At 34.5% G+C, this 21,964-nt stretch carries 22 protein-coding genes and 1 riboswitch; of the genes, 16 read left to right on the top strand and 6 right to left on the bottom strand.

The window, feature by feature from the left end; genetic code table 11:
- The first annotated feature begins 45 nt into the window (after nucleotides 1-45).
- The 3 genes from ABC346_RS10250 to ABC346_RS10260 all read left to right on the top strand — a co-directional run bounded on the left by ABC346_RS10250 (nucleotide 46) and on the right by ABC346_RS10260 (nucleotide 4,609).
- Complete coding sequence (locus ABC346_RS10250; protein ID WP_413234743.1) at nucleotides 46-1,536, top strand: BCCT family transporter; 1,491 nt, start codon at nucleotides 46-48, stop codon at nucleotides 1,534-1,536.
- A gap of 327 nt (nucleotides 1,537-1,863) precedes the next feature.
- Nucleotides 1,864-3,162 carry a hemolysin family protein gene (locus tag ABC346_RS10255; protein WP_413234744.1) on the top strand — a complete coding sequence of 433 codons (1,299 nt, stop codon included), beginning with the start codon at nucleotides 1,864-1,866 and terminating at the stop codon, nucleotides 3,160-3,162.
- Between the two features lie 643 nt (nucleotides 3,163-3,805).
- The gene (locus ABC346_RS10260; protein ID WP_413234745.1) at nucleotides 3,806-4,609 is read left to right on the top strand and encodes a VLRF1 family aeRF1-type release factor; all 804 of its coding nucleotides are present in this window, start codon (nucleotides 3,806-3,808) and stop codon (nucleotides 4,607-4,609) included.
- Between the two features lie 74 nt (nucleotides 4,610-4,683).
- On the opposite strand, the gene ABC346_RS10265 is transcribed toward ABC346_RS10260, so the two are convergent.
- From ABC346_RS10265 to ABC346_RS10280, 4 genes are all read right to left on the bottom strand, one after another.
- On the bottom strand, nucleotides 4,684-5,163 hold the full coding sequence (locus ABC346_RS10265) for an SH3 domain-containing protein (RefSeq protein WP_413234746.1): 480 nt from the start codon (nucleotides 5,161-5,163) through the stop codon (nucleotides 4,684-4,686).
- 86 nt (nucleotides 5,164-5,249) lie between these two features.
- Nucleotides 5,250-5,663: a Fur family transcriptional regulator gene (locus tag ABC346_RS10270; RefSeq protein WP_413234747.1), complete on the bottom strand. Its 414-nt coding sequence runs from the start codon at nucleotides 5,661-5,663 to the stop codon at nucleotides 5,250-5,252.
- A gap of 14 nt (nucleotides 5,664-5,677) precedes the next feature.
- Complete coding sequence (locus ABC346_RS10275; protein ID WP_413234748.1) at nucleotides 5,678-6,505, bottom strand: metal ABC transporter permease; 828 nt, start codon at nucleotides 6,503-6,505, stop codon at nucleotides 5,678-5,680.
- Between the two features lie 15 nt (nucleotides 6,506-6,520).
- Nucleotides 6,521-7,279 (bottom strand): metal ABC transporter ATP-binding protein, encoded by a 759-nt coding sequence (locus ABC346_RS10280; protein ID WP_413234749.1) that lies wholly within the window; start codon nucleotides 7,277-7,279, stop codon nucleotides 6,521-6,523.
- A gap of 337 nt (nucleotides 7,280-7,616) precedes the next feature.
- Here ABC346_RS10280 and ABC346_RS10285 point away from each other — a divergent pair, with 337 nt between their 5' ends.
- The 3 genes from ABC346_RS10285 to ABC346_RS10295 are packed head-to-tail and all read left to right on the top strand — an operon-like array spanning nucleotide 7,617 to nucleotide 13,022.
- On the top strand, nucleotides 7,617-10,010 hold the full coding sequence (locus ABC346_RS10285; protein WP_413234750.1) for a 3-hydroxyacyl-CoA dehydrogenase NAD-binding domain-containing protein: 2,394 nt from the start codon (nucleotides 7,617-7,619) through the stop codon (nucleotides 10,008-10,010).
- 20 nt (nucleotides 10,011-10,030) lie between these two features.
- Nucleotides 10,031-11,206: an acetyl-CoA C-acetyltransferase gene (locus ABC346_RS10290; protein WP_413234751.1), complete on the top strand. Its 1,176-nt coding sequence runs from the start codon at nucleotides 10,031-10,033 to the stop codon at nucleotides 11,204-11,206.
- Between the two features lie 31 nt (nucleotides 11,207-11,237).
- Entirely contained in the window at nucleotides 11,238-13,022 is a 1,785-nt protein-coding gene (locus tag ABC346_RS10295; protein WP_413234752.1) for an acyl-CoA dehydrogenase family protein, read from the top strand.
- A 49-nt stretch (nucleotides 13,023-13,071) separates the two neighbouring features.
- On the opposite strand, the gene ABC346_RS10300 is transcribed toward ABC346_RS10295, so the two are convergent.
- Complete coding sequence (locus ABC346_RS10300; RefSeq protein ID WP_413234753.1) at nucleotides 13,072-13,860, bottom strand: ion transporter; 789 nt, start codon at nucleotides 13,858-13,860, stop codon at nucleotides 13,072-13,074.
- Nucleotides 13,861-14,011: 151 nt separating this feature from the next.
- Here ABC346_RS10300 and ABC346_RS10305 point away from each other — a divergent pair, with 151 nt between their 5' ends.
- On the top strand, nucleotides 14,012-14,485 hold the full coding sequence (locus ABC346_RS10305; RefSeq protein ID WP_413234754.1) for a DinB family protein: 474 nt from the start codon (nucleotides 14,012-14,014) through the stop codon (nucleotides 14,483-14,485).
- 690 nt (nucleotides 14,486-15,175) lie between these two features.
- On the opposite strand, the gene ABC346_RS10310 is transcribed toward ABC346_RS10305, so the two are convergent.
- Entirely contained in the window at nucleotides 15,176-15,715 is a 540-nt protein-coding gene (locus ABC346_RS10310) for a TetR family transcriptional regulator (RefSeq protein ID WP_413234755.1), read from the bottom strand.
- A gap of 115 nt (nucleotides 15,716-15,830) precedes the next feature.
- On the opposite strand from ABC346_RS10310, the gene ABC346_RS10315 reads away from it, so the two are divergent.
- From ABC346_RS10315 to ABC346_RS10355, 9 genes are all read left to right on the top strand, one after another.
- Nucleotides 15,831-16,640, top strand: a complete 810-nt coding sequence (locus tag ABC346_RS10315) for an SDR family oxidoreductase (protein ID WP_413234756.1) — start codon at nucleotides 15,831-15,833, stop codon at nucleotides 16,638-16,640.
- Between the two features lie 141 nt (nucleotides 16,641-16,781).
- On the top strand, nucleotides 16,782-17,138 hold the full coding sequence (locus tag ABC346_RS10320) for an arsenate reductase family protein (RefSeq protein ID WP_413234757.1): 357 nt from the start codon (nucleotides 16,782-16,784) through the stop codon (nucleotides 17,136-17,138).
- A 68-nt stretch (nucleotides 17,139-17,206) separates the two neighbouring features.
- Nucleotides 17,207-17,587 carry a glycine cleavage system protein GcvH gene (gcvH, locus tag ABC346_RS10325; RefSeq protein ID WP_413234758.1) on the top strand — a complete coding sequence of 127 codons (381 nt, stop codon included), beginning with the start codon at nucleotides 17,207-17,209 and terminating at the stop codon, nucleotides 17,585-17,587.
- A gap of 250 nt (nucleotides 17,588-17,837) precedes the next feature.
- Nucleotides 17,838-18,194, top strand: coding sequence for a toprim domain-containing protein (locus ABC346_RS10330; RefSeq protein WP_413234759.1), 357 nt, complete (start codon nucleotides 17,838-17,840; stop codon nucleotides 18,192-18,194).
- Between the two features lie 22 nt (nucleotides 18,195-18,216).
- On the top strand, nucleotides 18,217-18,525 hold the full coding sequence (locus ABC346_RS10335) for a thioredoxin family protein (protein WP_413234760.1): 309 nt from the start codon (nucleotides 18,217-18,219) through the stop codon (nucleotides 18,523-18,525).
- A gap of 81 nt (nucleotides 18,526-18,606) precedes the next feature.
- A riboswitch (SAM riboswitch) is annotated at nucleotides 18,607-18,705 on the top strand.
- Between the two features lie 127 nt (nucleotides 18,706-18,832).
- On the top strand, nucleotides 18,833-19,861 hold the full coding sequence (locus tag ABC346_RS10340) for a methionine ABC transporter ATP-binding protein (protein WP_413234761.1): 1,029 nt from the start codon (nucleotides 18,833-18,835) through the stop codon (nucleotides 19,859-19,861).
- A complete protein-coding gene (locus tag ABC346_RS10345) occupies nucleotides 19,851-20,519 on the top strand; it encodes a methionine ABC transporter permease (RefSeq protein WP_413234762.1) in 669 nt (222 codons plus the stop codon). Before ABC346_RS10340 ends, ABC346_RS10345 begins: the two co-directional genes overlap by 11 nt.
- Before the next feature lie 68 nt (nucleotides 20,520-20,587).
- Entirely contained in the window at nucleotides 20,588-21,427 is an 840-nt protein-coding gene (locus ABC346_RS10350) for a MetQ/NlpA family ABC transporter substrate-binding protein (RefSeq protein ID WP_413234763.1), read from the top strand.
- A gap of 185 nt (nucleotides 21,428-21,612) precedes the next feature.
- The gene (locus ABC346_RS10355) at nucleotides 21,613-21,789 is read left to right on the top strand and encodes a YuzK family famiily protein (protein WP_413234764.1); all 177 of its coding nucleotides are present in this window, start codon (nucleotides 21,613-21,615) and stop codon (nucleotides 21,787-21,789) included.
- The last annotated feature ends 175 nt before the right edge of the window (nucleotides 21,790-21,964 follow it).

Here is a 21,964-nt window from a genome sequence, read left to right on the forward strand (position 1 = left end):
TAGTTATCTTTATCATACATAAAAAAACAAAGAAAGGATTAACTGATGAAGAAACATAAATTTTTAAATCCAGTATTTTTTGTATCATCCATATTTATATTAATACTAGTAATCGTTGGAACTGTCACTCCAGGAAAATTTGAAGAAGTTGCTAATAGCTTATTTAATTTTACCACCATTAATTTTGCATGGTTTTACTTACTTGCAGTTTTTGTATTCATCCTTTTTTTAATTTGGTTGGCTTTCGGTAAGTATGGCAAATTAAAACTTGGACCTGCTGATTCAAAACCCGAGTATTCCTTCTTTGCTTGGATTGGAATGCTATTTTCAACAGGATTTGGTTCTAGTCTCGTTTTCTGGGGTGTTGCAGAGCCGATGACTCACTTTTTTAGTACGCCTTTTCCTGGGCTAGAAGCACAAACAGAAGAAGCTGCTCGTGTTGCTATGGGTTATTCTTTCTTTAACTGGGGAATTAGCCAGTGGGCGGTTTTTGCGTTAGTTGGTCTAGTGATAGCTTATCTTCAGTTCCGTAAAGATAAAAATGGTTTGATATCAACAGCAATAGAGCCGGTAGTTGGAAAAAACCGCTTCACTGCTAACACGGTAAATTCATTAGCTGTAATCGCGACTGTGATGGGAGTAGCTACTTCACTAGGATTTGGAATTATGCAAATGAATGGTGGGTTAAATTCGGTATTTGGACTTTCAAATTCAATATGGGTACAAATAGGAATCGCGGTCGCTATGTTGCTAGTTTACCTGATTTCATCTGCTACAGGTTTGAAAAAAGGTATGAAATGGCTTAGTACATTAAATCTAACTTTATGTTTAGCACTGTTATTATTTGTATTTATTATGGGTCCAACTGTATTTATCTTAGAATCCTTTGTATTAGGGATTGGAGATTACATTACAAATTTTGTACAATATAGTTTGAGAATGACCCCATATACAGGAGAATCTTGGGTGACGGAATGGACAGTATTCTACTGGGCTTGGGCGATATCTTGGTCTCCATTTGTTGGGGCGTTTGTAGCTAGAGTATCGCGTGGTAGAACTATTCGTCAATTTATATTTGGTGTCACAGCAGTTTCTCCCATAATTGCTTGTCTATGGATAGCTGTATTTGGCGGGACTGCATTATTTAGTGATTTAAATAATGGTACCATGATAGCAGAAGCTGTGGATGAAGATTTAGCAGTAGCATTATTTGAGACATTTGGTACCTTACCATTAAGTACAATAATGTCTGTATTAGCTATTTTTCTCATATTTACTTTCCTTGTAACTTCTGCGGACTCTGCTACTTATATTTTAGGTAGCATGACCTCGAAAGGAAGTTTAAATCCAGCACTTATTACAAAAGTGGTATGGGGACTGTTAATTACTGCTATTGCAATTGTTCTATTATTAGCTGGTGGATTAGAGGCATTACAAACTGCTGCATTGACCTCAGCATTACCATTTACCATTATAATAATTATCTTAATGATTTCTTTCTTTAAAATAATAAAAAAAGACAACAGCTCTAGGTAAAGATTAAACTTATAATTTACAAAGCGGACTCGGATCACTATTATAAAAAAAGATTCGAGTCCGCATTATTATATAAATAGGTACTTCACCATTCTTGAATTTCTATCTATATTCTAGACATGTTGAAGGTGTTTAGATTATAATATTGAATAGGAGAGAGGGTGATTCCATGGGAAGGTAAAAGTGAATAACAACATCAGACATTGCACTGAGGCTGTCATTCTACCTATTTGGTTGAATCACCAACGTGCTTATTATTAACAGAATTATTTTAAAGTAAATCAGGAGGTGAAATCCTTGTGCCATTTCTTGGTACAGGGATCTTAATTGGACATATCGACGATTATTAATTTAACTGCGGTTGCAATCTTAATCGCATTAACCGCTTTTTTTGTAATGTCAGAATTTGCTATTGTTAAAATTCGAAGTACGCAATTAGAACCGCATTTAGAACAGGGGAAGAAAAGTGCAATTTATGCAAAAAGGGTAGTAACGCATTTAGATGAATACCTATCTGCCTGTCAGTTGGGTATCACTATTACTGCACTCGGTATTGGTCGTTTAGCTGAACCAACTTTTGAGAGAATGTTACACCCAGTATTAGAAAATTTTAATTTAAGTAGTGCTATCGTTACAACTGCGTCTATAGCGATTTCATTTGCATTTGCAACATTTCTACATGTGGTGATTGGTGAACTTGCTCCAAAGACATTAGCAATTCAAAAAGCAGAAAAGGTTACGTTATTCGTTGCAAGACCATTAACTTGGTTCTATCGATTACTATTCCCTTTTATATGGTTCTTAAATGGTTCAGCAAGACTGCTTACCAAAGCATTAGGGCTTAAGCCTATGAGTGGACATGAAGATATCCACACGGAAGAGGAATTAAGACTTATTCTAGCAGACAGTTACAAAAGTGGTGAAATTAATCAATCAGAAATGATGTACGTGAATAACATTTTTGATTTTGATGAGAGAGTAGCAAGAGAAATTATGGTACCACGTACGGAAATGGTATATTTCTCAAAAGAAGATAGCTTCGAGGCAAATTTGGAAATCATTCGTGAAGGACAATTTACGAGGTATCCTGTAGCTGATGAAGACAAGGATAATATTATTGGGCTAGTGAATTTAAAAGAAGTCTTTACTGGACAATTAGATAACGATAAACCAAATTCTATTGAACAGTTTATTCGTCCAATTATTCATGTTTCCGAAGCTACTCCAATAAAACAACTTCTACTAAAAATGCAGAAAGAACGTATTCATATGGCAATCGTGAATGATGAATATGGCGGTACCGCAGGTTTAGTAACAGTAGAAGATATTTTAGAAGAAATTGTTGGAGATATTCGTGATGAGTTTGATGAAGATGAAACACCGGATTTTGAATCGGTAGACGAAAATACTTTCCTTGTATCAGGTAGACTAAGTTTAGATGAAGTTAATCAACGTTTAAATATCTATTTAGAAGACGATGAAGTAGATACAATTGGCGGATGGTTTTTTACTCATAATTTAGAAGCTGATGTTGGAACGGTGATGGAATATGAAGGACATGAATTTGCACTCATTGAAAAGGATGGTTTCCAAATCAAACGCGTTAAAATAACAAAAATAGCCTAAGATTATAAAAGCTTCGTTCGTAGAATAATTTCTGCTGCGAAGCTTTTTTTGCTGGCTCTAAAATAATTGTTGGGTTAAGTGAAAAATTTAATTAATAAAAAACACGCAATCTCCTATTTTTGTTATCATTGTTTAAACCGCTAACCTTCGATCGCTTTCGAGCAAGGATACTGTTACACCATCAATATAAACACAAAGTTGTTTAAATACAAAAAAAGATGCATAACGAAAATTTTGGTCAAAAGACGGATGATATGTAAAATAATCGTAAGAAATATACGAGAATCCTGTGGGAGGAAGGCCTAGTTGAGACCCCGGATTGCGTAGCAACCGGAGGCTCATCAGCAGCCTTAGGATAAGCGCAGTATATTTCTGAAGCGGGTTTTCAATACCAATTCATTCGGATTTCTCTTTTTATTAAATACTTTTGTCTCAACCCTCAACATTTGACTTAGAACCTTTTTACTAACCATTGATATCATACAACTTATGAATCTAAAAGATTAATGGTTTAGATAGTTGATAATATGTTTTCTTCTCATGCTACTATATAAATGTTTATTCATCTACCTAAAATATGAAGTTTAGTTTTCCTTTATGACGGTTACATAACTAGTACAATTATTTTAGGAGGTGTCCTATCTTGGACATTCAGAAAAAGATAAAAGAACTTGAATATATACAGACTGAAAGAAATAACAAAATTTTTACCATGTACTTAAATACCGATTTAAGTGACCCAGATCAACAAGGTGGAGAATGGAAGATTCATCTTAAAAATGGAATGAGGAATTTTGAGCAATATCTTGAAGAAGGTGACAACAAAGAGGAATTAGCGAACTTTCGAGAAGTGAAACAGAAAGTAGAAGACTATATCAAAGAATATGAGAAAAGTTTAATGAGAGGTCTTATTGTATTTGCTACAGCTGATGAAACAGTTTGGTTTGCAGAACGTGTACAAATGAGATTAGATGATGAATTTTATTGGCAAGAAACCCCTGAACTAAATCAATTAAAAATTCTAGGAGAAAAATATCCACAAACTGGAATTATTTTAGTTCAGCAAAATTATATTAAACTACTGGATACAAACTTAAATATGCTTAAAGAAACTGTAGATTATGAATTAGATGTAGAAGAGGAAACCTGGAGAATTATGCAAGGTCCACGCCAAGGCAATTCTACTACAGGGCTTGGATCTGGAAATCTACAAAAGGATCACTTTGAAGCTAGATATGAAGCAAATCAACAGCGCTGGTATAAAAGTATAGCTGGGAAAATAGATAAACAAGCGAAGGATAGAAATTGGAAAAAAATATTTATTGTTGGTGAAGCACCTGCATCAAAAGAATTATCAAATCAAATGAACAAAAATATTGACGAGGTTATTCTAAAAAATATGTTAGAGCATGAAGAAAGCAAAGTAATGCATGAGGTTTTAGCATAGAATTAATCGACTTTCACATTTAAAAAATCGACTAGCAAGTCCTAAAAAAAGGATAGCTGGTCGATTCTACATTATTAATTATCAATCGAGTCTAAAAAATTCCGATTAACGTACCCTGTAATATCTTCATACTCAATTTCAATCCATTCGTTACCATCATCATATACTTTGACGACATCACCAGTAGTTAACGTTCCAGAAATCTCATGGTCTGTACTAGGCCCACTTCGAACATTTAATAAGTCAGCATTAACGGTTCGATCTTCTTCTACAGTTTCATCTTCTTGTTCTGATTCACCGTCATCTTCATCGTTAGTATTATCTTTCGTTTCATGATCAGTTTCTTCCTGATGCTTATTTTCTTCGTTATCTTTATCTACATATTCATTAGATTTATTATCATGATCGTTTGTCTGTTTTTCCTCAACTGATGTAGAGTTCGCATGATTTTCAAATTCTGGATTATTAAATTGACCTTGCATCACTACTACAAATAAAACAAAAGCAATACTAGCTAATATAAGTAGTATTATTCCCATTTTCTTCTTATCCATCATTCACTTCTCCCAAAAATAGTATCTAAAAGTAGTATACATGGAAATATGGGATTAGGAAATGTTATATGGTGAAATTTAGCAAATTAAGCACCTTTACATAGTGGGCAGAGTCCATATATTTCAAATTTATGATCTTCAATGACATAATTCGTCAATGATTTTTCTGCTGAATCCATAGGACAAACTTCAATCTCTTTGGTTTTCCCGCACTCATTACATATAAAGTGATGATGGTGATGATGCGTACAATTTAAGCGAAAATGTTTTTCTCCATTTAAGTCAGTTGACTCTAATATACCAAGAGAATGGTATAAATGTAGGTTACGGTAAATGGTATCAAAACTTACACTATCAAAACTTTTTTCTAAATGAGATATCAGGTCTTTTGCAGAACGATAACCATCGACATCTTCGAAAAACTCTAAAATGTCTTTTCTTTTTCCAGTTGCTTTATAACCTTTATCTTTTAAAACGACCATTGCTTCTTGAAGATTCATGTTATAGCCCCCGTTTACTTAGATTGAAGCTTTTTAACTCCGATTGCTACTAATAATATGATAATCGCTATCATAACTATTGTACCACCTGGAGGGATATCTAAATAGTATCCTGAGATAATTCCAAGTATAACAGATAATTCCCCAAAAATAACGGAGTACAGTATCATCTGTTTAAAACCTTTTGCTAAACGCATACTAGCTGCTACTGGTAAAGTCATTAGAGCAGATACTAGCAATACCCCAACAATTCGAATGGACGCAGCAATGACTAATGCTGTTAAGACAATAAAAAGTAAATGAATCCATTTTGCATGTAGCCCTGATATTACCGATTGTTCTTCATCAAAAGATAATGAAAACAATTCCTTATAAAATAAAATAATGATTGATACAACAATAATCGAAATGATTAAAATGGAAATAAAATCGTTCTGACTAACAGCGGAGACAGATCCAAATAAATAATTAAATAAATCATTATTAAACCCATCAGCAATAGATATAAAAATAACACTTAAACCTACTCCTGCAGATAAAATAATCGGAATAGCTATTTCCTGGTATGCTTTATAAACCGTACGGAGTTTTTCGATTAATACAGAACCCGCTACGGAAAAGGCCATCCCACTATAGATAGGAGAGAGCATTAATCCGAATTTTTTTTCCGCCATAAGACCGAAGGCGATTCCTGCAAGTGTTACATGAGATAACGCATCTGCTATCAAAGATAATCTACGAACGACAATAAATGTTCCAAGTAAAGGAGCAATTAAACCTATTAAAATACCTGTTAAAAATGTATATCGTAAGAATGGATATTGTAAGAAATCTATTAGCATAATTCACCCCTCCAATTATGAATGCTGATGACTTACTAGATTAACGGGATGTCCATAAAAATTGGAGAAGTCCTTTTCTGTAAGTGAAGCATATTCTTCCGGATTCCCATGGAAGTGTAATGTTTTATTTAAACAAACGATATCGGTAGCGTACTCTGTCATTGTACCTGTATCATGGGTTACTAAGAGTAATGTCTTATTATGACGTTGATGAAGTTCATGTAATAGTTCATAGAATCTACGAACATGTTCATAATCTATCCCTACTGTCGGCTCATCAAGAATAAGCAGCTCTGGATCACTAACAAGTGCACGAGCTATAAATATTCTTTGTTGTTGGCCACCGGAAAGATTACCGATATTTTCATGGGCATATTCGTTCATGTCTACCTGTTCTATTGCCTGATAGACTTTCTGTTTGTGCTTTTTTGAAGGGAAGCGAAAATAGCCAATTTGCGACGTAAGGCCAGATAAGACAACTTCAAATACCGTTGCTGGAAATCCCTTATTAAAAGTATTTGCTTTTTGAGATACAAATCCAATTTTATTTTTATCTTTCAATTTTTGAATAGGTTGTCCAAAGACTTCAATTGTTCCATTATCTGCTTTAGTAAGACCCAATATTAATCGAATTAAAGTAGTTTTACCTCCACCATTTGGACCAACTAATCCCATAAAAGCGCCTTGTGGAATTTCAAAATTTATATTGTCTAAAACGATTCTTGTATCATAACGAAAATTAAGATTGTGCATAGAAACGACAGGGGACTTCATAAAAATCCTCCTTTTTTAATTTTAATTATATATAAAAGTTAAATACGAATTCTCTAATAAAATCTACTAATAATAATTATTATAATAACTTAACTCAGCTATAAGATTTGTAAATAATTGTACTTACTTATAATAGCGTAATGATTACGAAATGTAAATAGTAATCGTTACGAATAAGTTAAAAATATACGAAACCCCTTACAAAAAAATTAATTAAATTTATTGCGAAATATCAGATATTGATTTATAGTTATGTATAGAGGATATGTAAATGTCTTTTATTTTTTTAATGAAAAATGAATGAACATTCATTCAAATAGGATTGGGGGAGAAATTTGTGGCATATTCCATAAAAAGTGCAGCAGTATTAGGATCTGGTGTTATGGGATCTGGTATTGCAGCTCATTTAGCGAATATTGGAATACCAGTAACAATGCTTGATGTAGTACCGAAAGAACTGTCTGATGAAGAAAAGAAAAAAGGATTATCTCTAGATGATCGTATAGTAAGAAATAGAATAGCAGATCAAAGTAAAAAGAAATTATTGAAACAAAAACCTTCACCAATTACAACAAAGAAAAGCTTGAACTTAATTAGCGTGGGTAATTTAGAAGATGATATGGAAAAACTAGCTGAAGTTGACTGGATTATTGAAGTTGTTGTTGAAAATCTTGAAGTAAAGAAGAAAGTATTTTCAAATGTTGATCAACATCGTACTAAAGGAACGATCGTTAGTTCAAATACTTCAGGAATTTCTGTGGAAGCAATGATAGAAGATTGTTCAGAAGATATGAAAAAACACTTCCTAGGAACGCATTTCTTTAATCCACCAAGATACCTGAAATTATTAGAAGTGATACCTACTCAACATACAGATCCAGATGTTTTATCTTTTATGAAGCAATTTGGCGAAGATGAATTAGGAAAAGGTGTTGTAGAGGCAAAAGATACACCAAACTTTATTGCCAATCGGATAGGAACTTATGGTTTATTGGTTACTGTTCGTGAAATGCAAAAGGGTGGCTATAGTGTAGGTGAAGTGGATTCTGTTACAGGTCCGCTAATAGGTAGACCGAAGAGTGCGACATTTCGGACGCTAGATGTAGTAGGACTAGACACATTTCACCATGTAGCGAAAAATGTCTATGATCAAGTGGAAGATTCTGAAGAAAAATGGGTTTTTGAAATTCCTTCCTTTATTAATCAAATGATTGAAAAAGGGTGGATTGGAGCGAAAAATCGTAAAGGTTTTTATGAAAAGCAAAAAGACGGAAAAATTTATGAAATTATTCCAGAAACATTGGAATTCCAAGAAAGAAAGAAATTAAAGTCTGCTGCAGTTGAAATGGCAAAACAGCAAAAAGGTTCTAAAAGAAAATTGAAAGCGCTTGTAGACGCTAAAGGAGATCGAGCTGGTGACTTAGTATGGTCAGTATTAAAACCTGGCTTATTATATTCAGCACAATTACTTGGTGAAATCGCTGATGATATCGTATCGATTGATCAAGCGATGAAGTGGGGATTTGGCTGGGAATTAGGTCCATTTGAATCCTGGGATGCAATTGGAGTTCGAGATTCTGTAGAACGAATGAAAGAAGAAGGTGAAGCTATTCCAACTTGGGTGAAAAATATGTTGGATCAAGGTTTTGAAACTTTCTATCAAAAGGATAATGGAAATATTCTTTATTATGATAAAGGTGAGTATAAACCACAAGCTGTTAATGATAAAGAGATAAACATTCGGACTTTAAAAGAACAAAAGGGTGTTATCAAGAAAAATACAGGTGCTAGTTTGATTGATATGGGGGATGGTGTAGCACTTTTAGAGTTCCATTCTCAAAGTAATGCAATTGGATTAGACATTATTCAAATGGTTAATTTTGCGATTGAAGAAGTGAATAAGAATTATAAGGGACTTGTAATAGGGAACCAAGGTAAGAATTTCTGTGTGGGTGCTAACCTTGCAATGATGTTAATGGAAGCACAAGATGACAATTTCTTTGAATTAGATATGGTCATCCGTCAGTTCCAGAATATGACGATGAATATTAAGTATTCCGATCGTCCTGTAGTTGTAGCTCCATTTAACATGACACTTGGTGGTGGTGCAGAAGTATCTTTACCTGCAGCAGCTATTCAAGCTTCACCTGAGACATATATTGGTCTTGTTGAGTTTGGTGTCGGCTTAATTCCTGGTGGCGGTGGTACGAAAGAACTCTACTTAAAAGAACTACGTCATATGCCTAAAGGAATAGATTTTGATTTAACTAAAGTTGCGAATAATGTTTTTGAGAAAGTAGCAACGGCTAAAGTATCTACTTCTGCTGCAGAAGGAATTGAAAATGGATTCTTAAATAGCAACGATAGAATAAGCGCTAACCCTGATCATATTTTATATGATGCTAAACAAAGAGTTATCAGTTTATATGATGGTGGCTATAAGAAACCTAAACGAGAAAAAATACCAGTCGTTGGTGATGCTGGATATGCAGCAATGTTAATGGGAGCAAAATCATTGCAGTTTAGTGGGTATGCTTCTGCACATGATGTGAAAATTGCAGAGAAATTGGCTTATGTATTATCAGGGGGAAGAATTAAAGAAGGAACGGAAATTGATGAGCAAGTGATGCTTGATTTAGAGCGTGAGGCATTTTTAAGTTTAATTGCTGAACCATTGACACAACAACGTATGCAACACATGTTAGTTAAAGGAAAACCATTACGTAACTAATCGATAAAGGGGGATAAATCGTGAAGGAAGCAGTTATCGTAGCTGGTGCCAGAACGCCAGTTGGAAAAGCAAATAAGGGATCATTAACGAATGTTCGTCCAGATGATTTGGCAGCATTAACAATAAAAGAAACATTAAAGCGTGCTGGAGATTACGATGGAAATATTGATGATGTCATTATCGGATGTGCAACTCCGGAGGCAGAGCAAGGAATGAATATGGCAAGAAATGTTGCAGGGCTTGCTGGGTTAAGAAATGATGTCCCAGGAATTACAATAAACCGCTACTGTTCTTCAGGACTACAAAGTATCGCTTACGGCGCTGAAAGAATTATGGTTGGTGCAAGCGATACAATTATTGCTGGCGGAGCAGAGTCAATGAGCATGTTACCTATGGGTGGCCATGTACTAAAGCCGAATTCTAAACTAGTAGAAAGTGCTCCAGGATACTATATGGGGATGGGACACACTGCGGAAGAAGTTGCAAATCGATTTAAAATATCTAGAGAAGATCAAGATGCTTTTGCAGTTCAAAGTCATCAACGAGCAGCGAAAGCGCTAGAAGAAGGAAAATTTAAAGATGAAATTGTTCCTGTTGAAGTGAGTCAAAGAATAATTGGCAAGAACAACAAAGTAGAAGAGAAAGGTTTCACTTTTGAACAGGATGAAGGTGTACGTGCAGAAACATCTTCTGAAATCTTAAGTAAATTACGACCTGCATTTCATGTGAAGGGATCTGTAACTGCGGGAAATGCTTCGCAAATGAGCGATGGAGCTGCATCGGTATTATTAATGGAAAGAGAAAAAGCAGAAGCGGAAGGTTTAGCTCCAATATTGAAGTTTCGTTCCTTTGCGGTTGCGGGTGTAGAACCAGAAATTATGGGAGTAGGACCAGTGGAAGCAATCCCGAAAGCACTGAAAATAGCCGGGCTCGAATTATCCGATATTGGGTTGTTTGAATTAAACGAAGCTTTTGCATCCCAATCTTTACGCGTCATTCAAGCTTTAGACTTAGACACAGATAAAGTTAATGTGAATGGTGGAGCAATTGCTCTAGGACATCCACTAGGCTGTACTGGTACGAAACTAACGCTTACATTAATGCATGAAATGAAAAGAAGAAATGAACAGTTTGGTGTTGTTACGATGTGTATTGGTGGCGGCATGGGTGCTGCTGGAGTATTTGAATTACTTTAATTTTTAAAAACCAATGGAGAGGGAGAAAAACATGAGTGAAACTAAAGAAAAAATATTTAAGGGTGGAGCATTTTTAGTTGAGGATATAACTGGTGAGGACATTATTACTCCGGAAGACTTTACAGATGAGCATAAGATGATAGCTAAAACTACAGAAGATTTTGTTTTAGGAGAAGTTGTTCCAAAAATTGATAATCTGGAAAACCATGAATTTGAGCATTCTGTTAATCTATTGAAGAAAGCAGGAGACTTAGGATTACTTGGAGCGGATGTACCAGAAGAATATGGTGGGCTTGCTCTAGATAAAATCAGTTCTTCTTTAATTACTGAGAAGTTTTCTCGTGCTGGTGGTTTCTCAGTAACACATGGTGCGCATGTGGGTATCGGTTCTTTGCCTATTGTGTTTTTCGGTAATGAAGATCAAAAAGCAAAATATCTGCCGAAATTAGCAACCGGAGAACTTTTAGCAGCATATGCATTAACAGAACCTAGCTCTGGTTCAGATGCTTTAGGAGCAAAAACAACTGCAAAATTAAATGACGCAGGAACACATTATATCCTTAATGGTGAAAAACAATGGATTACAAACTCTGCATTTGCTGATGTATTTGTCGTTTATGCAAAAATTGACGGTGAACATTTTACAGCATTTATTGTAGAGAGAGAGTATCCTGGTGTATCTACTGGTCCGGAAGAAAAGAAAATGGGGATTAAGAGTTCGTCTACTCGAACATTAGTATTAGAAGATGCTGAAGTTCCGGTAGAGAACTTATTAGGAGAAAAAGGGCGAGGCCATGTTATCGCATTCAATATCTTAAACGTTGGTCGTTATAAACTTGCAGTTGGTGGAGTTGGTGGATCAAAACGCGCAATTGAACTAGCTGCAAAGTATACAAATGAAAGAAAACAATTTAACACTCCAATTTCTAGCTTTAATTTAACGAAAGAGAAGCTTGCTACAATGGCAGCAGGTATTTATGCAAATGAGAGTTCAGTTTACCGTACAGTTGGATTATTTGAACAACGTATGGGGGCATTGACAGATGAGCAATTAAAAGATGGGCGAGAAGTTGCTCGTGCTATCGCTGAGTATCAGATAGAATGTTCGATGACAAAATATATGGCTACAGAACTATTAGATTATGTTGTTGATGAAGCTGTACAAATGCACGGTGGATATGGATTTATGCAAGAATATGAAGTTGAGCGTGCATATCGTGATTCTCGAATTAACCGTATATTTGAAGGTACGAATGAAATTAACCGTCTATTAGTTCCTGGTACACTACTTAAGAAAGCATTAAAAGGTGAGTTGCCATTATTGGAAAAAGCACAAGGTCTTCAAGAGGAATTAATGATGATGATGCCTGAAGAGGTAGGTACAGAAGCATTAGATCAAGAAAAGTATTTACTCAAAAATGCGAAGAAAATGATACTGTTAGGGGCTGGGCTCGCTGCGCAGAAATACGGTCAAAAATTAGATCGTGAACAAGAAATTCTTGTTAACCTTGCTAATATGGTTGCAGAAGTATTCAATATGGAATCTGCAATTTTACGTACCGAAAAGGCAATTTCTAAAGTTGGAGAAGAAAAATCAAAACAAAAACTTCTATATACAGAAGTTTATGTGCAAGAAGCATTTAATCGTATTGAAGCAGAGGCGAAAGATATTCTTGTAACAGTCGAAGACGGCGATACACTACGTATGATGCTTTCATCGCTACGCAAACTAACACGCCATACGCCAATTAATGTTGTACAGAAAAAACGTGAAATAGCAGCTCAAATTATTGAAGAAGAGAAATATGTAATTTAATACTAAATTAAAAGGCCCGGCTCACTGTAGAGTCGGGTCTTTTACATAGTTAATCTTTATTCTGTTGTTTAAGCAATTTTTTAATCTCTTCCAGGTCTTTTTCCATTTTTTCTAATTTAATATCAGTAGGAGAAGGAGACTCTTCACGACTTGCTTCTTCCACATTATTCACAACAACACCTACAAATAAATTGATAATGACAAATGCCCCAATTAAAATAAATGTAACAAAATACCACCATGACGTCGGATCTTGGTCTAGTATAGGATACATCACCCCACTTGCCCATGATTCAAGCGTAATTACTTGAAAGAGTGTCAATAACGTACGATGAAGTGATCCAAAATACTCTGGAGAAATTGATTGGAATAACATTGTGCCAATAACTCCATATACATAGAAAAATAACCCTAATAAAAGCATAATCGTACCCATTGAAGGGATTGTTAGCAGCAAGGCATTGACCATCTTTCTTAATGAAGGAATGATAGATATCGCTCTCAGTACACGAAGCACACGTAGTATTCGTAACACCATTACGTAACTTGAACCAGCTAGAATGATACTGCTTAACACTATAATTAAATCAAATACATTCCATGGTTCGGTGAAGAAACTTTTCAAAGAAGGACTTCCAATTAGCCTAATAATAATTTCAACAGTAAAAATCGTTAGCAATGTCCAATCTGCCCAAATAATAAAAGTAGAAAATTGTGCGAAAAATGGATAGGTTTCTAACCCCACCAGAATAGCATTAAATATAATAAGTACAATAATAATATTTATAAATATATTACTATTGGCGATTTTAGTACATTGTCTCTGTAATGTTCTCATTCTTTATATTCTTCCTCCTGTAATTATGTATGTCACTATTGTACGATGTCGATGGTTTGATGTCACTTAAAGTTGTTGAAGTAGATGATTGGATATTAAAATACGTAATGTGGTAGCATACAGTTATAAATATGAACGGGAGGTAAGTATAATGTATCGTAGAGTAACTGATTTTTTGAATGAATGGAGTCAATCCGCAGATGGTACAGCAAAAGTAATCAACAATTTAACAGATGAAAAACTTGATCAATCAATTGTTGAAAATCATAGTACACTTGGTTGGTTAGGTTGGCATTTAGTTAACAGTCCTGCTTTTTTTGGGAAATTAGTTGGCCTGGATATTGATTTGTCACATGATCCAGATCAAGTCCCTGAAAAAGCGAAAGACATAGCAGAAGCATATAATAAAATGGTTCAGATAGTAAAAGATCAGGTAGAACAACAACTTACTGATGAAGCGTTAAATGAACAAGTGGACAGTTTTGGTACACCTATCCCTCGTGGTGCGATACTAAGAAAGATGGTTGATCATCAAACACATCATCGTGGTCAGATGACAGTATTATTAAGACAAGCTGGATTAACAGTACCAGGTGTTATGGGTCCAACAAAAGAAGAGCAATAAAGGTTTAGTTTAATTTTACTTATCATAATAATTTAAATATGGTATATTATAGATAGAAAGTAAGACGATAAGAAAAAAAGCGTAAGCGCCCGTTTATCACCGTATGTCCTGGACGGGACCGTATGAGATAAAGGAAACACGATAAGCGTATGCGAATCGATGTTGACTTTCACTGCAAGGGCTTAAGTGCGACATAGCCTCACAAAGAATATTCGGCAGTCTTCTTTATCGTAGGAGGTCTACGGAAGGACAAAAGGTGATGGACGTGGCTAATTAGTAGTAAGTTTATCTTTAGCTGCAAAATTTTATAATGTCCTAGAAAATTAAAAAGACGTCTCATGTACTCAACATGAGACGACTTCCAATAGACCAACCCCAAAAGTGGGGAAGGCACACCGAAGGCAATAATCCCTCAGCGCCGGGCTAAAGCACATGAGGGGTTATTTTTTTTGGTTGATTTCGGACATAATAAACGCAATCAGTGTTCCAAAAGAAATCATAAGCGTTAATACGCCTTCCATATCCATAGGCACCACCCCCCTTCAAAGGAAATACCTTTAAAGGAAATGTGTGTGCCTATCACCCTCATGTGAAGCCGGTCTATTATAGTAATAGTGTAACATATATGAACAAAATTCATTCTAGGCTATTTGTTGTGTTTTTTAATAAAATATAAATTATTTGAAGGAATTAAAAGCTTTGTGCAGTATGACGAGCCCAATTCGTCGTACCAATATTAGCTAATTCAATAGCAACTTGTTTTGGACTTCGATGACAACCTTCGTATACCCATTTTGATAAATAGCCTACTGTCCCATAGCTTGCAAAAATTGCATACCCTTCATACGAATAAATGTTTAGTAAACGATTATATAATGACTCAGATAATAAATGAATAAATTTTGGGTTATTAAACTGTTCCTCATAAAAACTTTTAAACTCCAAAATATGTAAGCAAATATTCAAAGTTGAATTGAGAATTAAATCAAACTCAATTTTCTTTACTTGGTTTTGCGAATTAGATTGATAATGCGAAAGGAATTTCGTGGTTATATCTTCTGTTACTTGTTCCAAAAGGTCATACTTATCATAGAAATGCAGATAAAACGTCGAACGACTAATGCCTGTTTTATCTACAATTTGTTTCACAGTTAGTTTTACAAAGCGAGTATCATTTAATAAATCTAAAAAAGCGTTTATTATAATGGAACGAGTTGAAGAATTATTCATTAAATCACTTCCTATTTAGAAGTTCAATGGACATTTTAGACTAAAATGTAGTTTGTAAGCCATTACAGCTAGGTTTAAAATGATTATATAGTAAATAATTTTAGGAGGTCAAACGATGTCTAATGTATATGTTATCACAGGAGGAACAGGAGGCATGGGAAAATCCATTGCTGAATTAGTTGGGAAGGAAGGAACGATACTCCTAGCAGATGTAAATGAAGAACGTCTTATTCAGACGAAAGAAGAATTATCAACAAAGGGAATTAATGATGTATATTATCAAACTGTCGATATTACTAATAAAGAGAATATACAAGAATTAGTTGAGAAAACGAAATCACTAGGTTCTTTAAAATCGATCATTAATACTGCAGGATTATCCCCAACAATGGCAGATTCTAAAAAAATTACAGAAGTAAATTTACTAGGAACTGCTAATATCTTAGATGCATTCATCGAAATAGCAGAGACTGACACAGTAGCAGTATGTATTTCATCTATGAGTGGACATATGGCGCCGAAACAAGGGCCGTACATGGATATACTAAAAAATCCACTTGCACCGAATACAGTTGAAGCAATGGAGCAAATTGCACAAGGGAATTCAGGAACGGCATATAGTTTGTCTAAGTTAGGTGTCTTAGTAATGGTAGAAGATCAAGCGTGGAAGTGGGGGCAAAAAGGAGCACGGATTGTATCTGTTTCACCGGGAACAATCAATACTCCCATGGGCAGACAAGAATCTTCCAAACAGGAACAAATGAAAGTAATGCTTGAGCATACACCTCTACAACGAGAAGGAGAGCCGATGGAGATTGCAACTGCAGTTAATTTCTTAATTAGTGATGCAGCATCTTATATAACCGGAACAGATCTTCGAGTTGATGGTGGAACAATTGCAAACATACAAAATATGAATAAATAATAAGCGATGATACTTCACTCCTAATTAAGAGACGTGGTTTCGATTATGGGGTGTTTTATTTTTTTACTTTTCCTACAAGATGTATTGCACAACTAAATGTGGTAAAATGTCCACGATAAGAAAACATGTAGGAGGAATATGATGGCTATTAAATTTTATTGGTATCCTAATTGTGGCACATGTAAAAAAGCAAAAAAATGGTTTGATGACAATCAAATAGATTACGAAGCAGTACATATTGTAAATGAGACCCCATCTTCTGATCAGATTCAAAAGTGGATAAATATCAGTGAGCTTCCTGCAAAAAAATTTTTCAATACAAGTGGAAAAAAATATCGTGAACTTAATATAAAAGATAAAGTCAATCAGCTATCTGAAAAAGAGATAGCAGATTTATTAAGTTCAGATGGTATGTTAATTAAACGCCCGATTGTGACAGATGGGGATAACATAACAATTGGCTTTAAAGAAGAAGTATTTGAAAAGGTTTGGAAGTAATTTTAACTAGAAAAATGATAGTATAGATTGTATAGTTAAATTGGAATGATAATTTGGAGGGATTGTTTATGAGTTTGCCACAAGATCTATTGTATTCTAAAGAGCACGAATGGGTAAAACAAGAAGATGGAAAACTACGTATTGGAATTACAGATTTTGCTCAAGATGAATTGGGAGACATTGTGTTTGTTGAACTTCCTGAAATTGGAGAAGAGTTTAAAGCCGATGATCCTTTCGGAAGTGTAGAGTCTGTAAAGACAGTATCTGAGCTTTATGCTCCAGTGAGCGGAAAAGTAGTTGAGATCAACGATGAGTTGGAAGATAGCCCGGAGTATGTTAATGAATCTCCATACGAAAAAGCGTGGATGATTGTGATCGAACCATCTGATGAAAAGGAACTTGAAGAATTATTAACTGCAGAAAAATATGAGGCATTTATTCAAGACTAATTTTTAGGCTGACATTTACACGTTATTTGTGTATAGTCAGCCTTTGTTTTATCATATAATGATAATAAAACGAAATCTTTATTCATAAGGTTGTAATTACTACTTATTTTTGAATGAATTCTTCAGGGGAATAATGCCTAGGAATTCACCTTCCATTTACTTTACGTTTTTAAGAAGATGTAATCGAATTATTTAAATTTCTTTCCTGATAAATAAGCATGTTTCTTGCTTGCATAAGGAGTGCTATGCGATGATGACAAATGAATCTAATAAAGTAATTATTGTAGAAGGTTTGTCGGATAAGCGACAAATTGAAAAAATCATTGATGACAATGTTAAAATCGTTTGTACAAATGGAACTTTAGGTGTTGAAAAACTTGACGAACTATTAGAAACATATGATTTAGATGAAAAGGATGTTTATATATTAGTGGATGAGGACCCTTCAGGGATGAAACTAAGAAAACAATTGGCAAGGGAATTACCTCATGCAGAGCATATTTATGTTAGCAGTGAGTATCGTGAAGTTGCGGCTACACCAATGAAAATTTTAGCTAATGCTTTAATTGGTGCGCGGTTTTCTGTACATCCATCTTTTTTGTTATAAAGGAATGTAAGGTGATTAATTTATGAAGGAATGGAACCAACATATTGAACGAGGTGTGGTTTATATTTACACACCATTCTGTGGAACTTGTTCTGTTGCTAGGGCGATGTTAGAGAATATTGAACGGCTTCATCAACAAGACATTTTTCACGAAATGAATGCTTCTATTCATCCTGAGTATATGCAGGATAGCCAAATCGAAAGTGTACCATGCTTATTATTTGTGGAAAATGGAGAAGTTGTCGAAAAAATATATACGTTTTATTCAACTGCAAATATATATGATTATTTGATAAAATACCAACCAGAATTATTTTCAAATGCGACGTAATATATTGATTGACAGTCCTATAAGCGCATGCTAAGATAGGTACACTGAATTAATTAAAAATAACCATTAACAATATGATATCTCTTATCTAGAGCGGTGGAGGGACTGGCCCTGTGAAACCGCGGCAACCTTCATAATTAATGAAAGGTGCCAATTCCTGCAGAAAATGAAAGATGAGAGAACGTCAGACGATATACGATAAATACGTACGTCTTTCTGTTCTCTTAACAGAAAGGCGTTTTTATTTTGACGAAATGTGGGGAAACTAAACGAAATGGTTGTTGGAGAGTAAGAGGAGGAATAAACATTGATATCTATAGAAGGGTTAAGCAAAGTATTTTCACTAAATCAAAAAGACATCAAAGCTGTAGACTCATTGACCCTCAATATTGAAGATGGCGATATTTATGGCGTAATCGGTTATAGTGGAGCTGGTAAAAGTACGTTTGTACGTTTAATTAACCGACTAGAGGAACCTACATCTGGAAAAGTGACCATTGGGGATCAAGTAATCACGGAATTAAATAAAACAGACCTTCGTGTTGCACGACAAGATATAGGAATGATTTTTCAACATTTTAATTTATTGTGGTCACGCACAGTAGAAGATAATATTGGATTTCCTTTAGAAATTGCAGGTGTTGATAAGCAAGAAAGAAAACGTAGGGTAAACGAATTAATTGGTTTAGTTGGACTTGAAGGAAGAGAGAAATCTTATCCTTCACAATTAAGTGGCGGACAAAAACAGCGTGTTGGTATTGCAAGAGCGTTAGCGAATTCTCCGAAAGTATTATTATGTGATGAAGCCACTTCTGCTCTTGATCCGGAAACGACTAATCAGATTTTATCATTATTACAAGATATTAATGAAAAATTAAACTTAACGATAATTTTAATTACGCATGAAATGCATGTTATTCGTAAAATTTGTAATCGTGTAGCTGTTATGGAGGAAGGAAAAGTTGTAGAAGAAGGACAAGTCCTTGATGTATTTACAAATCCGAAGCAATCAGTGACGAGAAAGTTTGTTGAACAAGTTATGAGTTCTAATGAGGATAGTGATATGTCAACAATCGTTGAAAATTATCCTGATGGAGTTTTATATCGAATTCACTTCTTAGGAGAGACTACAAATCAAACCTTAATTAGTCAGATAGCTAAACAATTTTCTGTAGATTTAAATATTATCCAAGGAAATATTACACAGACACAAGCAGGCAGCTATGGAGCACTGGTAGTTCAAGTAACAGGAAATGACAGTGAAATTGAGCGAACTAGAAGTTTTATTGAAAGTCAAGAGTCTGTTGAATTGGAGGTAATTCAACATGCTAAATAGTTTATTTGAAGGAATAAAAATAGAAGATTTAATTGAAGCAACCTACGAGACCTTTTACATGACACTTATTTCAATGGTAGGAACCGCTATTTTTGGGATTTTACTTGGGTTACTATTATTCCTTACTTCAAAAGGAAATATATGGGAAAATCGAGTAGTGAATAATATTGTTGCCGCCTTTGTAAACATCTTCAGAGCTATACCATTTATTATATTAATTCTATTACTATTTCCGTTTACCGATTTTCTGATGGGGACGATTCGTGGTCCTAATGCTGCTTTACCAGCGCTAATTATTGGATCTGCTCCATTCTATGCACGATTAGTAGAAATTGCCCTTAATGAAGTAGATAAAGGTGTAGTGGAAGCTGCAAAAGCAATGGGAGCGAAGACAAGAACAATAATTTTCAAAGTGTTATTACCTGAATCAAAACCGGCACTTGTGTCTGGAATAACGGTTACAACAATTGCTTTGATAGGATATACAGCGATGGCTGGAGCAATTGGAGCAGGTGGCCTTGGAAACTATGCTTATTATTTTGGGTTCCAACGTCGTGACTTTGATGTTGTATTATGGTGTACGATTATTATCGTTCTTATCGTATTTATTTTCCAATTTATCGGGGATGCTATTACTAGAAAACTTGATAAACGTTAAAGTAGAATTCTCAAATAACTTCACTACTTGATGAAATTAATAAAATGTTAAAAGGAGAGAATACAGAGATGAAGAGATTATTATTATTGTTAACTATTGCAATTGTGGGGTTATTAGCAGCTTGTGGAACAAGTGATGAAGGTTCATCAGGTGATGAATCGTCTGATGAAACAACAGAAATTACGGTTGGTGCATCTAGTGTTCCACATGCGGAAGTTTTAGAAGAAGCAAAGCCATTATTAGAAGAGCAAGGTATTACATTAAATATTGAAGAGTACCAAGATTATATTTTACCTAATGATGATTTAGCTGATGAACGTATTGATGCAAACTATTTTCAGCATATTCCTTTTCTAGAACAAACCATTGCTGATACCGGCTATGAGATTGAATCTATTGGTGGCATTCATGTGGAACCAATGGGTGTATATTCTCAAAATATATCTAGTGTTGAAGAAATCACAGAAGGTACAGAAGTTATTTTAAGTAATTCGGTTGCTGAACATGGTCGTATTCTTTCTTTATTTGAAAAAGAAGGTTTAATTAAATTAGATGAAAGTGTAGAAAATTCTGCAGCTACGATTGATGATATCGCGGAAAACCCGAAAAATCTTCAATTTTCAGCTGAAACAGAACCAGGGTTCTTACCTGAATACTACCATAGTGAAGAAGATGCGTTAGTTGTTATTAATACGAACTATGCTATTGATACTGGATTAAATCCAACAGAAGATGCTTTATTTGTTGAAGATGAAGAATCGGACTATGTAAATGTGATTGCAGTTCGTTCTGAAGATAAGGATAATGAGGCATTAAAAGCATTAGTTGAAGTGTTACAATCAGAAGAAATTCAAAACTTTATCATTGAAAATTATGATGGAGCAGTGGTGCCAACACCAACTAACTAATGAAGTAAGTAATAGAGAGTAAAATGTAAGAATTGTATAGAAAACTCAGTTAAAGTGACTTATTCTAGAGAAATGAAGTTTTAATGAGAAATCAAGGTTTAAATCCATTTTGTACGGGAATAGTCCTTGTGTTAGCATTTTTAATGTTAACGAATAAGAAAGGATGATTTATTATTACCAGTGGAATGGATTTAAACTATACTTCGGAAATGGAAAAAGGACTGGGACAATCAAGAGGAATGAATTATGAGGAATATGGAAGAAGTTTAGAAAAACAAATTCATGTTGAAAAACTGAGAGATAAAGAATACCATGATGCCAAATCAGTGGCATCTGAAATGAATTCACAAATACCAAAATAAATTTTAAAGGCTGATGTCAATACGACATCAGTCTTTTATAATTATTACAGATAAATTTGATAATATGTTAAAATAAACTTAGATGTCCTTCTTAATGATTCAGTAAAATTTTCACCTATTTAATACTTATGAATAGCTATCAAACGTGTTAGAAATAACCGTTAACGACAAGATA

This window comes from Oceanobacillus phoenicis (genome assembly GCF_047238145.1).
Classification (GTDB): Bacteria; Bacillota; Bacilli; order Bacillales; family Amphibacillaceae; genus Oceanobacillus.

What these genes read in the sequence shown, in the direction of transcription:
- gcvH (WP_413234758.1), top strand. Translation starts at nt 17,207, where the DNA reads ATGAGTTTGCCACAAGATCTATTGTATTCTAAAGAGCACGAATGGGTA.
- ABC346_RS10345 (WP_413234762.1), top strand. Translation starts at nt 19,851, where the DNA reads ATGCTAAATAGTTTATTTGAAGGAATAAAAATAGAAGATTTAATTGAA.
- ABC346_RS10295 (WP_413234752.1), top strand. Translation starts at nt 11,238, where the DNA reads ATGAGTGAAACTAAAGAAAAAATATTTAAGGGTGGAGCATTTTTAGTT.
- ABC346_RS10315 (WP_413234756.1), top strand. Translation starts at nt 15,831, where the DNA reads ATGTCTAATGTATATGTTATCACAGGAGGAACAGGAGGCATGGGAAAA.
- ABC346_RS10320 (WP_413234757.1), top strand. Translation starts at nt 16,782, where the DNA reads ATGGCTATTAAATTTTATTGGTATCCTAATTGTGGCACATGTAAAAAA.
- ABC346_RS10330 (WP_413234759.1), top strand. Translation starts at nt 17,838, where the DNA reads ATGATGACAAATGAATCTAATAAAGTAATTATTGTAGAAGGTTTGTCG.
- ABC346_RS10300 (WP_413234753.1), bottom strand. Translation starts at nt 13,860, where the DNA reads ATGAGAACATTACAGAGACAATGTACTAAAATCGCCAATAGTAATATA.
- ABC346_RS10355 (WP_413234764.1), top strand. Translation starts at nt 21,613, where the DNA reads ATGGATTTAAACTATACTTCGGAAATGGAAAAAGGACTGGGACAATCA.
- ABC346_RS10350 (WP_413234763.1), top strand. Translation starts at nt 20,588, where the DNA reads ATGAAGAGATTATTATTATTGTTAACTATTGCAATTGTGGGGTTATTA.
- ABC346_RS10250 (WP_413234743.1), top strand. Translation starts at nt 46, where the DNA reads ATGAAGAAACATAAATTTTTAAATCCAGTATTTTTTGTATCATCCATA.
- ABC346_RS10270 (WP_413234747.1), bottom strand. Translation starts at nt 5,663, where the DNA reads ATGAATCTTCAAGAAGCAATGGTCGTTTTAAAAGATAAAGGTTATAAA.
- ABC346_RS10275 (WP_413234748.1), bottom strand. Translation starts at nt 6,505, where the DNA reads ATGCTAATAGATTTCTTACAATATCCATTCTTACGATATACATTTTTA.
- ABC346_RS10310 (WP_413234755.1), bottom strand. Translation starts at nt 15,715, where the DNA reads ATGAATAATTCTTCAACTCGTTCCATTATAATAAACGCTTTTTTAGAT.
- ABC346_RS10280 (WP_413234749.1), bottom strand. Translation starts at nt 7,279, where the DNA reads ATGAAGTCCCCTGTCGTTTCTATGCACAATCTTAATTTTCGTTATGAT.
- ABC346_RS10335 (WP_413234760.1), top strand. Translation starts at nt 18,217, where the DNA reads ATGAAGGAATGGAACCAACATATTGAACGAGGTGTGGTTTATATTTAC.
- ABC346_RS10305 (WP_413234754.1), top strand. Translation starts at nt 14,012, where the DNA reads ATGTATCGTAGAGTAACTGATTTTTTGAATGAATGGAGTCAATCCGCA.
- ABC346_RS10265 (WP_413234746.1), bottom strand. Translation starts at nt 5,163, where the DNA reads ATGGATAAGAAGAAAATGGGAATAATACTACTTATATTAGCTAGTATT.